Origin of the sequence: Rhodococcus sp. Q, assembly GCF_005503035.1 — a bacterium.
In the GTDB taxonomy this organism is placed as follows: Bacteria; Actinomycetota; Actinomycetes; order Mycobacteriales; family Mycobacteriaceae; genus Rhodococcus_G.
Map to the genome: position 1 here is coordinate 15,930 of NZ_SCOY01000005.1, position 12,235 is coordinate 28,164.

Sequence of the window (12,235 nt, forward strand, 5' to 3'; positions counted from 1 at the left end):
ATCCAACGACCTAGCTACCTGCTGAAGGACGAGCTGATATGAAGATCGAAGCGAAGCTCTTCGAGATCTTGACGGTGTTTTTCATCTTCATCGCGATCGTGTACGGCATCTTCACCGCCGTCTCACGCACCGGTGTCGAGTGGGCGGGCACCACCGCGCTGGTGCTGACCGGCGGGCTGAGCCTGATCATCGGAACCTACTTCCGATTCGTCGCTCGCCGCCTCGACACCCGCCCCGAGGACTACGAGGAGGCCGAGATCTCCGACGGTGCAGGCGATCTGGGCTTCTTCAGCCCGGGTAGCTTCTGGCCCATCCTGGTCGCCTTCGGAGCCGCATTCACGGCTGTCGCCCTCGCGTTCTTCCAGCCCTGGATGATCGTCGTCGGTGCCATCCTGGTCATCGCGTCGGCCGCGGGCCTGGTCTTCGAGTACCACGTCGGTCCCGAGAAGCACTGACAGCGGCACACACGTTCGCGCCGAGGGCGCCGCACTCCACACAGAGTGCGGCGCCCTCGGCGTTTCGGCGTGTCCGGGGTGCGGGTGTCCCTGTTGTTCGCCGCCGGGCCATGACCCGTTGCTCGCTCCGTTGAAGGGGCGCAGTTCACTCCCTAGCGATGTCGTCCTCCGATGAGGAGCACGCCGATGACCCCGACGACCACGAAGGCCACGGACGCGGGCAGCGCCCACGGACCGATGAAGGGGCCACCGAACAGGATGGCGCCCACGGTTCCCACCGTGCCGATGACGAGTAGGAGCGCCCCGATCGCGGCCACGACGTGTTCCCCTTCGGTTGGTCATCCCGGGCATTCAGGCCTGACGAGTGGCCGTCAGATTCGATCTCAGGGGCGAACGGGCGTCGACCTGCTCGTAGTGCTCGACCGTGGGGAAGGGCTCGTAGAAGTGGTGCAACAGGCGACGCCACTGCTGATACTCGGGAGATCCGCGGAACCCTTCGGTGTGGTCCTCCAGCGCCTCCCATTCGACGAGCAGTAGGTAGGCGCCGGGTCGTTCGATGCACCGGGACAGGCTCAGGCTTCGGAAGCCCGGCATCCCGGCGATGATCTGCTTGGCGTGACCGAACGCGGACTCGAATTCGGTGGCCATACCGGGCTTCACCACCAGGCGAGCGTGTTCCAGGATCATCACCGAATGGTAGGCCGCCGCTGTGGTCAGGCGGTCGGTCCTGGTCCGGGACGGGATTGTCCCGGACGCTCGGGACACCCACCTCTTCCACCCGGGACCTGTCGTTCGACACGATCACGGGGTGACGACAGTCGACGCGACGAGCCTGATCGCCGAACTCCCTCAGCACCAGCGGCTCGTACTGCATCTGCGCGTCGTGCGCGGACTGTCCGTGGAGCGCACCGCACGGCTCCTCGGTGTCGGTCCGGACGAGGTTCTCCTGCGTCAGCACTGGGCGTTGAACGCCCTACGGCGCGTTCTGCGGAACTCGGAGGCGATGGGGTAGGGGAGCGGTTGCCTGCACGCGCGTGAGCTAACCCGAGGCATCGACGGTCCGGGACGACAACGGGGAAGGCCCCGAACCCGTAGTGGGTTCGGGGCCTTCCCCGTTGTCGTTGCCGACTGCGATCAGTGCTTCGCGTCGCCGTCCGCAGACTCGATGCTCTTGGCACCGGACTCGATGCCGTGCACCTCGTCCTGGTAGTCCTTCAGCGTCGTGAGGAGCTCGTGCTCCTTCTCGTGCTCGGCGGCGAGGAGCGCGGCTGCCTCGTCTGCCGGGTCGGCGTAGAGCAGGCTGCCGGAACCGGGCTTGCCGGCCGATCCGAGCTTGTTCATCTTCTTCGGGATCGCAGCACCCTGGTACTCGAGCGGGATCGGGTGGCCGTGATCGTCCACCGGTCCGAGGGGCTGGTGAACCTCGACGTACTCGCCGTGCGGCAGGCGCTTGATGACGCCGGTCTCGATGCCGTGCTCGAGCACCGCGCGGTCGCTGCGCTGGAGGCCCAGGCAGAACCGGTAGGTGACGAAGTAGGCGATCGGAGGCAGCAGCACCATTCCGATGCGGCCGATCCACGTCATCGCGTTGAGCGAGATGTCGAACTTGAACGCGATGATGTCGTTGATGCACATGATCGTGAGGATCGCGTAGAAGGTCACGGCCATGACGCCGAGGCCGGTACGGACCGGCACGTCACGCGGACGCTGCAGCAGGTTGTGGTGCGCGTCGTCCTTGGTGAACTTCTTCTCGATCCACGGGTAGGCGATCAGCACCGTGAACACCAGGCCCATGATCAGCGCGACCGCGAACACCGCGGGGATCGTGTACCGGCCGAACGGGTAGAGCTCCCACGCCGGCCACAGTCGGGCCAGGCCGTCCGTCCACATCATGTAGATGTCGGGCTGGCTACCAGCGGACACCTGCGACGCGTTGTACGGGCCGATGTTCCAGATCGGGTTGATCTGCAGGACGCCACCCATGACGGCGAGGATGCCGAAGGTGAAGGCGAAGAACGCGCCACCCTTGAGGGCGAAGACCGGCAGGATTCGGACGCCGACGACGTTGTTCTCGGTGCGGCCGGTGCCGGGGAACTGCGTGTGCTTCTGGTACCAGACCAGCGCGAGGTGCGCGCCGATCAGGGCCAGGATGATGCCGGGAACGAGCAGCACGTGCGCGACGTACAGACGCGGGATGATCAGCGTGCCCGGGAAGTCGCCGTCGAAGATCAGGAACTGCAACCAGCTACCGACGATCGGGACCGACAGGGTGATGCCGGACAGGGCGGCGCGGAGGCCGGTGCCGGACAGCAGGTCGTCGGGGAGCGAGTAGCCGAAGAAGCCCTCGAACATCGCCAGGATGAGCAGCAGGCAGCCGATCACCCAGTTCGCCTCACGCGGGCGACGGAACGCGCCGGTGAAGAAGATGCGAAGCAGGTGGACGATGATCGACGCCGCGAACATCAGCGCGGCCCAGTGGTGGATCTGTCGGACGAACAGACCGCCGCGGACCTCGAACGAGATGTCCAGGGTGGTCGCGTACGCCCGCGACATCTCGACACCGCGAAGCGGCTGGTAGGCGCCGTTGTAGACGACCTCCGCCATCGACGGGTCGAAGAAGAGGGTGAGGTACACACCCGAGATCAGCAGGATGAGGAACGAGTACAGCGCGATCTCGCCGAGCATGAACGACCAGTGCGTCGGGAAGACCTTGTTGATCTGCTTTCGCATCCCGGCTGCCAGGTGGTAGCGCGAGTCGAGATTCTCGCCGGCTTTCGCGGCGTGAGCTGCGGCCTTGGTCTGGCCGCCAGTGATGGTTGTCATGAACGACGCTCCCAAAATCCGGGGCCGAGGGCCTCGACGAAGTCACCGTTGGCGACGAGGAAACCCTCTTCGTTCACGGTAATCGGCAACTGGGGCAGAGCGCGAGCCGCGGGACCGAAGATTGGCTTGCCGTACTGCAGAGCGTCGAACTGCGACTGGTGGCACGGGCAGAGAATCCGGTTGGACTGCTGCTCGTACAGCGAGGTCGGGCAGCCCAGGTGGGTGCACAGCTTCGAGTACGCCCAGTAGTCGCCGAAGTTGAAGCTCTCCTGACCCTTGCGGCGGACCGCGCGGTCGCTGTCCTCGGTGCGAAGACGGATCAGCATCACCGGGTTGTCGGCGCGCTTGAGTGCGTGCGCGAGCGCCTTCTCGTTGCCGCGCTCGGACTCACGGAACGGGAAGACCGTCTCCATGGCTCCCGCGTCGAGATCCTCCGGGCGAACCAGGACGATGTCGTGCGGACGGCCTGTGTAGCGGCGCAGGTAGATGGTCTCGCCCGGGAAGGTGGGGGTCCAGCCGGAGGTCCACAGGTCGGACTTGTCGCCCTTGGCCCACGGGTTCTTGATCAGGCCACCGAGCGGCATGATCGCCATGACGCCCAGCGCACCCGCACCGAAACCGAGAGTGCGCTTGATGACCTTGCGGCGACCGATCGTGGAGGTCTCCAGCGAATCGGACAGCTCGGCGACGATCGTCTTGCGGTCGACCTCGGCGGAACCGCCCTGGTCGTGACGATCCTGGATCGACACCTCTTCGGGAACGAACTTCTTGGTGAACAGCACCGCACCGACACCGAGCCCGAGGATCGCCAGGCCCATCGTCAAACCGATGAGCGGCGTGTACAGGCTGTACTTGTCGTAGCCCTCTTCTCCGATGCCCTTGTACTCCCAGGGCCAGAAGAGGTAGATCGCGATGAACGCGACCGCGGAGATGCCCGCGAGAGCGAACCAGTAGGCGACGGCGCGCTCGGCACGCTTCTCTGCCTTGGTTCCCTCGACTGTCCAACGCTCACGACGGAACGCCACGTCGACACCGTCGAGATTGGTGCCGAGGGTGACGAGCTCGTCGCGACTCATCGCGTCGAGTTCTTCCTTCGTGTAGTCCTTCTTCGGCGTACCGCCGTGTCCGGCGTCGCTCATGACCTTGCTCCGATCCACATTGCTGCGCCGACGACGGCAACGATTCCGATGGCCCACATGGCCATGCCCTCCGAGGCGGGGCCGAAACCGCCGAGGCCGTAGCCGCCGGGGCTCTGCGTCTCGCTGGCGGACTTGATGTACGCGATGATGTCGCGCTTCTCGTCCGGGCTCAACTGGCGATCCGAGAACTTGGGCATGTTCTGCGGACCGGTGGCCATCGCCTGGTAGATCTGCTGCTCGTTCGGGGCGTCGAGCTCGGGCGCGAACTTGCCGGACGACAGTGCGCCGCCGCGACCGGTGAAGTTGTGGCAGGACGCGCAGTTCAGCCGGAACAGCTCGCTGCCGCGGGCGATGTCGTCACCACGCAGCGACGTCGTTGCGATCTCGCCATTCTCGTCCCGCACGGTGGTCGGGCCGCCGCCGTTGGCCTGGATGTAGGCGCCGATGGCGTCGGTCTGACGGGCGTCGAACTTCGTCGGCTTGCGGACGGCCTGTGCTTCGTTGCGGACCATCGGCATGCGGCCGGAGGACACCTGGAAGTACACGGCTGCCTCACCGACACCGATCAGGCTCGGGCCGCGGTCCTGGACACCCTGCAGGTTCGCACCGTGGCAGGTGACGCACGAGGTGTCGTAGAGCTGCTTGCCCTCGCGGATCAACGCCGACGCGTCGTCGGACGCCGTGGCGACCTGCGGGGTGGGCGTGAGGGCCGAGGCGAGGAAGCCGGCGCCGACAAGTCCCATCATCAGGATCAGCGCGCCGGTGATCCGGCGGCGGAACTTGCGCTGACGACGGGCTCGTGTTGCAGACGCGCTGTCGGCGGCTGCTGAAGGGGGGGATGAACTCATCTGTATCCCTTTGGTCTCGCGGGACGGACTGAACGGGCTGGGGCTGGGTACTGCGTTCAGCTGCTAACGGATGAAATAGATGGTGGCGAACAGGCCGATCCACACGATGTCGACGAAGTGCCAGTAGTACGAGACGACGATTGCAGCCGTCGCCTGTGCCGGGGTGAACTTGCTGACTTTGGTTCGGACAATCAGGAAGACGAAGGCGACGAGACCACCGATCACGTGCAGGCCGTGGAAGCCGGTCGTGATGTAGAAGACGGAGCCGTACGCGCTGCTCGACAGCGTCGTGCCGTGCTCCACCAGGTGGATGTACTCGTACGCCTGGCCGAGCACGAAGAACGTGCCCATGGCCAGCGTGAGGACATACCAGCGGCGCAGGCCGAAGACGTCGCCCTTCTCGGCGGCGAAAACGCCCATCTGGCAGGTGAACGACGAGGCCACGAGCACCGCGGTGACCGGCACGGCGAGTGCCAGGTTCAACTCGGTGGGCTCCGGCGGCCAATTGCCGTTCGCCTGTGCACGCGCGACGAAATACATCGCGAACAAACCAGCGAAGAACATCAGCTCGCTGGACAGCCAGATAATGGTGCCGACGCTGACCATGTTCGGCCGGTTCAGCGAGTGCACGCGCTGGGTGATTGCGGATCCTTGGGTCCCTACTGCGCTCGTCACAGAAGGAAGTATGACGCGTTGTCGTACGAGAGGACCACCCGGGTCCGCTGTTGGCGCGTCGTGCCCGAATTCCAGTATGCCTGAAGTCGCGATTGTGCAGGTCGGTGCTCATGGCAGGCTGATCACATGACTGGTGCGCGGTGGTGGAAGCAGCTTTTCGGACGGGGCAAGACGGTGGCGCTGGACGCCGATCGCACCGATCTGGTGGTGGTCGTGTCGAGCTTCGACGACGCCGAGGCATGCAGCACCGCACTGGCCCGTGGCGCCGAGACCGCACCCGCGTGGAGTGAGCAGGACGAGGCTGTCCTACGGCACCATCTCCGGTTGCCGGGGGGCGGCGTCGAGCGCGCCGTCGAGCTGGCCGCCCAGGACGGGTACGTGATTGCCTCGGATCCCGTCGACGCCCCCGGAGTGGAGGTGTCCGACGGTCTGGTCGCCGTCGTCCTGCAACGCACCCAGACCCTCGACGCACTGCACTGCTCACAGGAGAAGTCGCGGATGGCGGGTCTGGCGCAGCGAGCGGGCGGAACCGTCGTGGGTTGGGATGCCCTGCAACCTCCGCGGAGCGGGGCGCTCTGACTAAGCTGCCTTGCGGATTGCAGCGACGACAAGAGGCGGTTGGAATGGCGACGTGGCCCGAGGTGCTTGGCGCTCTGACGGACGGACAGGATCTCGACGCGACGACCGCTTCCTGGGCGATGAGCGAGATCATGTCCGACAACGCCACCTCGGCCCAGATCGCGGCGTTCGGCGTCGCGCTCAAGATGAAGGGCCCGACGCCGTCCGAGGTGGCGGGGATCGCCGACGCGATGCTCGAGAACGCCCGGACCCTCGACGTGGACGACGATGCCGTCGACATCGTCGGAACGGGCGGGGACCGTCAGCACACCGTCAACATCTCCACGATGGCGTCGGTCGTGGTGGCGGCAGCGGGTGTCCGCGTCGTCAAGCACGGAAACCGGGCGGCGTCCTCGAAGAGCGGTGGCGCCGACGTCCTCGAAGCGCTCGGAGTCCGCATCAACCTCGACCCCGCCGGTGTCGCACAGTGCGTCCGCGAGGTCGGCATCGGCTTCTGCTTCGCACCGACCTTCCATCCCGCGTTCCGGTTCACCTCCGGTCCGCGCAAGGAGATCGGCATCCCCACCGTGTTCAACGTCCTCGGGCCGCTGACGAACCCGGCCCGGCCCCGCGCAGGCCTGATCGGGTGCGCGTTCGCCGACCTGCAGCCGGTGGTCGCCGGGGTCCTGGCGCGCCGGGGCGTGTCGGCGTTGGTGGTCCGCGGCGACGACGGACTCGACGAGATCACCACCTCCACGACCAGCACGGCCTTCGTGGTGGACGGCGGGACCGTGCGTGAGGCGCGGATCGACCCGACGGCGCTGGGAATCGAGCGTGTACCGCTCGACGCCCTGCGCGGCGGGGACGCCGAGGCCAACGCGACGATCGCCCGGTCGGTCCTGGCCGGCGAACGGGGGCCGGTCCACGATGCCGTGGTGCTCAATGCAGGCGCGGCGATCGCCGCCTACAGCGGACTCGGCGGCAACCTGGACGACGCGCTGCGATCGGGGATCGCGCGTGCCGTCGAGGTCGTCGACAACGGGGCGGCGGCCGAGCTGCTCCAGCGCTGGGTGGACGTCAGCACGCGCATCGCCGGCTAGCGAACGCCGACCGGGGCCGGCGTTCGCCCGACCGTCACTCTCCGATGGAGAAGGCGGCCTCGACGTCGGCGCTCGCGTAGGAGCGGAACGCGATGTGGGTGGTCGTCCGCAACACTCCGTCGACCTTGTTGATGGCGCCCGTGACGACGTCGGCGATCTCCTCGTGGCCGCGCACCTTGACGATGGCGATCAGATCGACGTCGCCCGCGCACGAGTACACCTCGGAGACACCTGCGATGTCGGCGACGGCCTGGGCGGTCTCGGGGATCCGGTTCGCCTCGGCGTGAATGAGGACGATGGCGTTGATCATCTCGCTCCTAGTGACGGGGGTGCGGTGCTCGTTCAGCGTATTCGCCCGCACCCCGGGCGAGCGCACACCACTCCTGCCACGAACCCGCGCCGCGCGCAGGTTCGCGATAGCCGTCGGTGGTGCGCACAATCCGCACCCCCGGCGCGTCGAGCCAGTTCGCGACCAGGCGAACCTCGTCGGCCATGGCCCCGCGCAGTGGCGACGGGTCCGGGAGAACCGTTTCCGCCGAGAGGGTGAGTGCGTCAACGACCGGCATCGGTGCGACCCCACGTGCCGCGACACCCGCCGACGCCAGTCGTCCCGATCTGATGACCGCGAACTCCCACCCGCCTTCGTCGCGGGGACGGGCGGCGACGAGTTCGTCGATCGCCGCGACCGCCGCGAGGCGTTGACAGCGCCGCAGCGCGATGCCGAGTGCGGCCGTCCGGTCCCGAAGTCGGGCGGCGTTCTCGAACAGTTCGGAGGCGGCCAGGTCTTCGATACGGGCACGCAGTGCGAGCAGGGGACGGTCGGTCTCGCCGCGGATCAGGTCCCGCGTCAGGTCGACGGTGACGGAGTACTGTGCGGCCGACTGTGGCGTGCTCCCGGCCGGACAGCCGCCCACGGCGTCGTCGGGGCAGTCCGGCCCGTGGAGGCCGTCCGGGCGAATCTTCCTGGTGCACTGCCGGAGTCGACAGGCTTCGGTGATCGTGGCCGCGATGTCGGTGGCGTCGGTGCGGTTGGTGAACGGGCCGAGTGCGTCGCGGCCCGCGCGCCGGGTGATCGACAGGCGCGGGAACGCTTCATCGGTGAGGGTGATCCACCAGGCGCGCTTCGGGAACTTGGAACGGCGGTTGTAGGGGGGCGCGTGGGCGGCGAGAAGTCGCAGTTCGCGTACGCCTGCCTCGAGTCCGTGCGCGCACTCGACGTGGTCGACTCGGGTGGCGAGCGCGACCATCTCCTTCATTCTGGCGCGGGTCTCGGACCCGGTGAAGTAGCCGCGCACCCGTCGCTGCAGATTGACGGCGGTCCCGACATAGAGGACCTCGTCCGACGGTCCGCGGAACAGATAGACACCCGGTGTCCGGGGCAGGTGCGCCGCGAGGCCCCGTTTGCCGCGCTGGGCGGCCGACACGTTGGGTAGGTAGTCGACCAGTTCCGGATAGCTGTGCACGCCGAGGTTGCCGACCCGTTCGATCAGGGCGTGGAGCACGTCGACGGTGGCGCGGGCGTCGTCGAGCGCCCGGTGGGTCGGTCGGGTCGACACCTGGAACAGGTCGGCAAGCGCGGACAGTTTCACCGACGGGGCTTCGTCGCGGGAAAGGACGCGCCTGGCCAGGCGCACGGTGCACAGCACCTGGAACGGTGGCCAGGCGACGTCGCAGCGGGTGGTTGCGGCTCGGAGGAAGCCGATGTCGAACGGGGCGTTGTGTGCGACCAGGACGGCGCCGCGGGCGAACTCGAGGAAGCTGGGGAGCACCTGCTCGATACGAGGTGCGTCGACGAGCATCGCGGACGTGATGCCGGTCAGTTGAACGATGAAGGGTGGGAGGGTCCGGCCGGGGTCGACGAAGGTCGACATCTCGCCGATGACCTCTCCGCCGCGGATCTTGACCGCGCCGATCTCGGTGATCGCGTCGTCGCCCGAGTTGCTTCCGGTGGTTTCGAGGTCCACGACGACGAAGGTGGTGTCCCGGAGCGGGGTGTCCAGTTCGTCGAACGTCAACTGGCGTGCTGTTGCGTCGCGGGAACTCACGGTGCCGAGATTAGGGGGCGGCACCGACACCGCCCGCCGGAGCGGGATTCGTCCTGGGCATTCCTGTCGGCAGGGGGCGTTACTTTGCCCCTGTCGGGCTCGAAAATCGCCCGGAAACGCCGAAAGAGACGAGGGTCACAGTGATTGTTGATTGCAGCGGATGTGCGGTGCGCGGTGTCGCGTGCGGCGACTGCGTCGTCACGGTTCTGCTCGGTTATCCGGAGTTCGACGAGTCCACGCAGACCCCTCGGTCGGGTGCTGTCGCGCGGATGAGTCTTGAGCAGGACGAACGGGTCGCGCTGGCGGTGCTGGCCGATGCGGACCTCGTTCCTCCGCTTCGGCTCGTCGAGGCGGCCGGCGGGACACAGACCGCCTGGTCGTTATCTGTTCGTGATGCGGGTGTCGCGTAGCCGGTGGTTTGCGCGCAATTAGGGCGAAATGTCGGGTTTGCGACGTCCGATGAGTCGACACCGCCCGGGTGCTTTCGTAATCTTCTCGAGACCTAGCGGAGTCTCGCCGCCCCAGACCGGAGCGGCGTCGCGAGGTACCGCCTAATCGAACTCCCGTGAGGGACTCGAACCGGGAACCCACCGTTTTCTGGGGTGAATCCCGACGGAGCGCACACGCGTGACGCCGGGTAGGGCTGATCTTCCCAGCCCGAACCCGTCAGCTAACTCGGTCGGCGGAGGAATGGAAGAAAGGCACCTCCTTTCGTGGCAACACTGAGTACCAAGGCCCGGCGCGTCGCCGTCGCCAGCACCCTCGCCCTCGGCGCGATCGCGGCATCCGCGGCCCCGGCACTGGCTGAGCCCGTCACCGTTCCCGGCGTCGGCACCTTCGACATCCCGGGTGTCCCCGCCCAGACGATCGAGATCCCCGGCCTCCCGCAGCTGCAGGGCCAGGTCCCCGGCGCTCCCGCGGCCGTGGCCCCCATCATCACCGCCGGTCAGAAGGCCGTCGACGCAGCCGCCAGCAAGATCGGCGCGCCCTACGTCTACGGCGCATCGGGCCCGGACTCCTTCGACTGCTCCGGCCTCGTCCAGTGGGCCTTCAAGCAGGCGGGCCTGAACCTGCCCCGCACCAGCTACGACCAGGCCGCGGCAGGCACCCCGGTGTCGACCAACGCCCTCCAGCCGGGCGACGTCGTCTCCTTCTACGGTGGCTCGCACTCGGGCATCTACGCAGGCAACGGTGAGGTCATCCACGCCGCGACGTCCGGCACCCCGGTCAAGCGCGCCCCGATCTCCTCCATGCCGATGGACGGCGCACGCCGCTACTGAGGCATGGCGCACCACGGCTGTGACAGGCTGCGCACCGCGACTGTGACAGGCTGCGCACCGCGGCTGTGACACGCCGCGCACCGCGACAGGGGAAGTGTCGCGGGCGCTCTCGGCGAGCTCACGACGGGCCCGGCGATCCGACTCGGATCGCCGGGCCCGTCGGCGTTGGAGATCCCGTCTGTCAGAGTGGACACCGTCGTATGCCGTTCCGTAACCTTGCCGAGACCTTTCAGCGCGGGAGAAGAGGAGTACCCGGTTCGTGGCGTCACTGAGAAGTAGGTCCACCACACTTGCGACCGGCGTGCTCGCGTTCGCCCTGATCGCCGGGACGGCCGGGCCTGCCGCAGCAGATCCCGCACTGGACAATCCGACCGCGGCCCTCGAACGACTCTCCGAGCTCTCGCGCACGTCCGAACAGACGGCCGAGGCCATGCACAACGCCCAGATCGATCTCGACTCGAAACTGGCCGTCCAGCGCGACTCGGAGGCACGTCACCAGCAGGATCTCGAACGCGCCGACGCCGCGCGCGCGGAGATGGCCCGGTTCCAGCCGGCCGTCGACCGGCTCACCGCCGCGAACTACCAGGGCGGACGCGTCAACCGGCTGTTCGCGGTGATGGTGTCCGATTCGCCGCAGCAGTTGCTCGACCAGATGTCCACGCTCAGCGTGCTCTCCGCGGACACCGCCGCCCAGGTGCGCGAGTTCAAGGATGCGAGTGACGCCGCCACCGCCGCCGAGGAGTCCTCGCGCAGGTCCGCCGACGATGCCAGGACCGCCACCGAGCACGCACGGGTGATCAGCGACGACCTGCAGCGCACCCAGAGCGACCTGAAGGAACAGATCGCCGACGTGACGGCGGCGTTCGCGGAGCTGAGCAGCGCGGAGAAGGCTCAGCTCGCCGGTTCGGTCTTTCCTCCCGGCTTCGACCCGTCGATCGTCCTGAAGGGTCTGGTTCCCGGGTCCAACGTGAGTGCCGTTGAGGCGGCGCTCTCCCAGGTCGGCAAGCCGTACGTGTGGGGCGCCACCGGGCCCGACGGCTACGACTGCTCGGGCCTGATGGTGTGGGCGTACCGGCAGATCGGCAAGGGGTTGCCGCGATCGAGCCAGGCGCAGGCGGCGGCCGGAATCCCGGTGCGCAGGCAGGATCTCCAGCCCGGGGACCTCGTCCTGTACTACGACGACGCGTCCCACGTCGGGATGTACGTCGGCGACGGCAACATCGTGCACGCGTCGACCTACGGAGTGCCCGTCAAGGTCGCACCGGTCGATGCGTATCCGTTCTACGGCGCCCGCCGGTACTGACCATCGAGC

At 67.4% G+C, this 12,235-nt stretch carries 15 protein-coding genes and 1 riboswitch; of the genes, 7 read left to right on the forward strand and 8 right to left on the reverse strand.

Translation table 11 applies throughout. The annotated features are described in order from the left end of the window. The first annotated feature begins 38 nt into the window (after positions 1-38). The gene (locus tag FFS72_RS07070) at positions 39-455 is read left to right on the forward strand and encodes a cytochrome c oxidase subunit 4 (protein ID WP_137873281.1); all 417 of its coding nucleotides are present in this window, start codon (positions 39-41) and stop codon (positions 453-455) included. A 152-nt stretch (positions 456-607) separates the two neighbouring features. Here FFS72_RS07070 and FFS72_RS26370 read toward each other — a convergent pair whose 3' ends face one another. Further along, entirely contained in the window at positions 608-772 is a 165-nt protein-coding gene (locus FFS72_RS26370; RefSeq protein ID WP_171018587.1) for a hypothetical protein, read from the reverse strand. Between the two features lie 34 nt (positions 773-806). Next, positions 807-1,142, reverse strand: coding sequence for an antibiotic biosynthesis monooxygenase family protein (locus tag FFS72_RS07075; protein ID WP_137873282.1), 336 nt, complete (start codon positions 1,140-1,142; stop codon positions 807-809). A gap of 121 nt (positions 1,143-1,263) precedes the next feature. Between FFS72_RS07075 and FFS72_RS07080 the strand changes: the two genes are divergently transcribed. Further along, the gene (locus FFS72_RS07080; RefSeq protein ID WP_171018588.1) at positions 1,264-1,467 is read left to right on the forward strand and encodes a sigma factor-like helix-turn-helix DNA-binding protein; all 204 of its coding nucleotides are present in this window, start codon (positions 1,264-1,266) and stop codon (positions 1,465-1,467) included. 122 nt (positions 1,468-1,589) lie between these two features. Here the strand turns inward: FFS72_RS07080 and qcrB are convergent, their stop codons facing one another. The 4 genes from qcrB to ctaE all read right to left on the reverse strand — a co-directional run bounded on the left by qcrB (position 1,590) and on the right by ctaE (position 5,940). Then, positions 1,590-3,278, reverse strand: coding sequence for a cytochrome bc1 complex cytochrome b subunit (qcrB, locus tag FFS72_RS07085; protein WP_137873284.1), 1,689 nt, complete (start codon positions 3,276-3,278; stop codon positions 1,590-1,592). Beyond that, positions 3,275-4,417 carry a cytochrome bc1 complex Rieske iron-sulfur subunit gene (qcrA, locus tag FFS72_RS07090; RefSeq protein ID WP_137873285.1) on the reverse strand — a complete coding sequence of 381 codons (1,143 nt, stop codon included), beginning with the start codon at positions 4,415-4,417 and terminating at the stop codon, positions 3,275-3,277. The genes qcrB and qcrA overlap by 4 nt, the downstream gene beginning before the upstream one ends. Then, on the reverse strand, positions 4,414-5,265 hold the full coding sequence (gene qcrC, locus FFS72_RS07095) for a cytochrome bc1 complex diheme cytochrome c subunit (protein WP_171018589.1): 852 nt from the start codon (positions 5,263-5,265) through the stop codon (positions 4,414-4,416). Before qcrC ends, qcrA begins: the two co-directional genes overlap by 4 nt. Positions 5,266-5,328: 63 nt before the next feature. Continuing rightward, positions 5,329-5,940 carry an aa3-type cytochrome oxidase subunit III gene (ctaE, locus tag FFS72_RS07100; RefSeq protein ID WP_050064994.1) on the reverse strand — a complete coding sequence of 204 codons (612 nt, stop codon included), beginning with the start codon at positions 5,938-5,940 and terminating at the stop codon, positions 5,329-5,331. A gap of 126 nt (positions 5,941-6,066) precedes the next feature. Between ctaE and FFS72_RS07105 the strand changes: the two genes are divergently transcribed. Together FFS72_RS07105 and trpD are read left to right on the forward strand one after the other, a co-directional pair. After that, positions 6,067-6,519, forward strand: coding sequence for a hypothetical protein (locus FFS72_RS07105; protein WP_137873286.1), 453 nt, complete (start codon positions 6,067-6,069; stop codon positions 6,517-6,519). Between the two features lie 44 nt (positions 6,520-6,563). Continuing rightward, positions 6,564-7,598, forward strand: a complete 1,035-nt coding sequence (gene trpD, locus FFS72_RS07110) for an anthranilate phosphoribosyltransferase (RefSeq protein ID WP_137873287.1) — start codon at positions 6,564-6,566, stop codon at positions 7,596-7,598. A 34-nt stretch (positions 7,599-7,632) separates the two neighbouring features. Here the strand turns inward: trpD and FFS72_RS07115 are convergent, their stop codons facing one another. After that, complete coding sequence (locus FFS72_RS07115) at positions 7,633-7,908, reverse strand: Lrp/AsnC family transcriptional regulator (protein ID WP_050064997.1); 276 nt, start codon at positions 7,906-7,908, stop codon at positions 7,633-7,635. Positions 7,909-7,915: 7 nt separating this feature from the next. Beyond that, positions 7,916-9,643, reverse strand: a complete 1,728-nt coding sequence (locus FFS72_RS07120; protein WP_137873288.1) for a DEDD exonuclease domain-containing protein — start codon at positions 9,641-9,643, stop codon at positions 7,916-7,918. Positions 9,644-9,810: 167 nt separating this feature from the next. Here FFS72_RS07120 and FFS72_RS07125 point away from each other — a divergent pair, with 167 nt between their 5' ends. The 3 genes from FFS72_RS07125 to FFS72_RS07135 all read left to right on the forward strand — a co-directional run bounded on the left by FFS72_RS07125 (position 9,811) and on the right by FFS72_RS07135 (position 12,226). After that, positions 9,811-10,053 carry a hypothetical protein gene (locus FFS72_RS07125; RefSeq protein ID WP_502704085.1) on the forward strand — a complete coding sequence of 81 codons (243 nt, stop codon included), beginning with the start codon at positions 9,811-9,813 and terminating at the stop codon, positions 10,051-10,053. A 128-nt stretch (positions 10,054-10,181) separates the two neighbouring features. Beyond that, positions 10,182-10,344: riboswitch (cyclic di-AMP (ydaO/yuaA leader) on the forward strand. Between the two features lie 12 nt (positions 10,345-10,356). Beyond that, complete coding sequence (locus FFS72_RS07130; protein ID WP_137873290.1) at positions 10,357-10,923, forward strand: NlpC/P60 family protein; 567 nt, start codon at positions 10,357-10,359, stop codon at positions 10,921-10,923. A gap of 259 nt (positions 10,924-11,182) precedes the next feature. Beyond that, positions 11,183-12,226: a C40 family peptidase gene (locus tag FFS72_RS07135; RefSeq protein WP_137873291.1), complete on the forward strand. Its 1,044-nt coding sequence runs from the start codon at positions 11,183-11,185 to the stop codon at positions 12,224-12,226. The last annotated feature ends 9 nt before the right edge of the window (positions 12,227-12,235 follow it).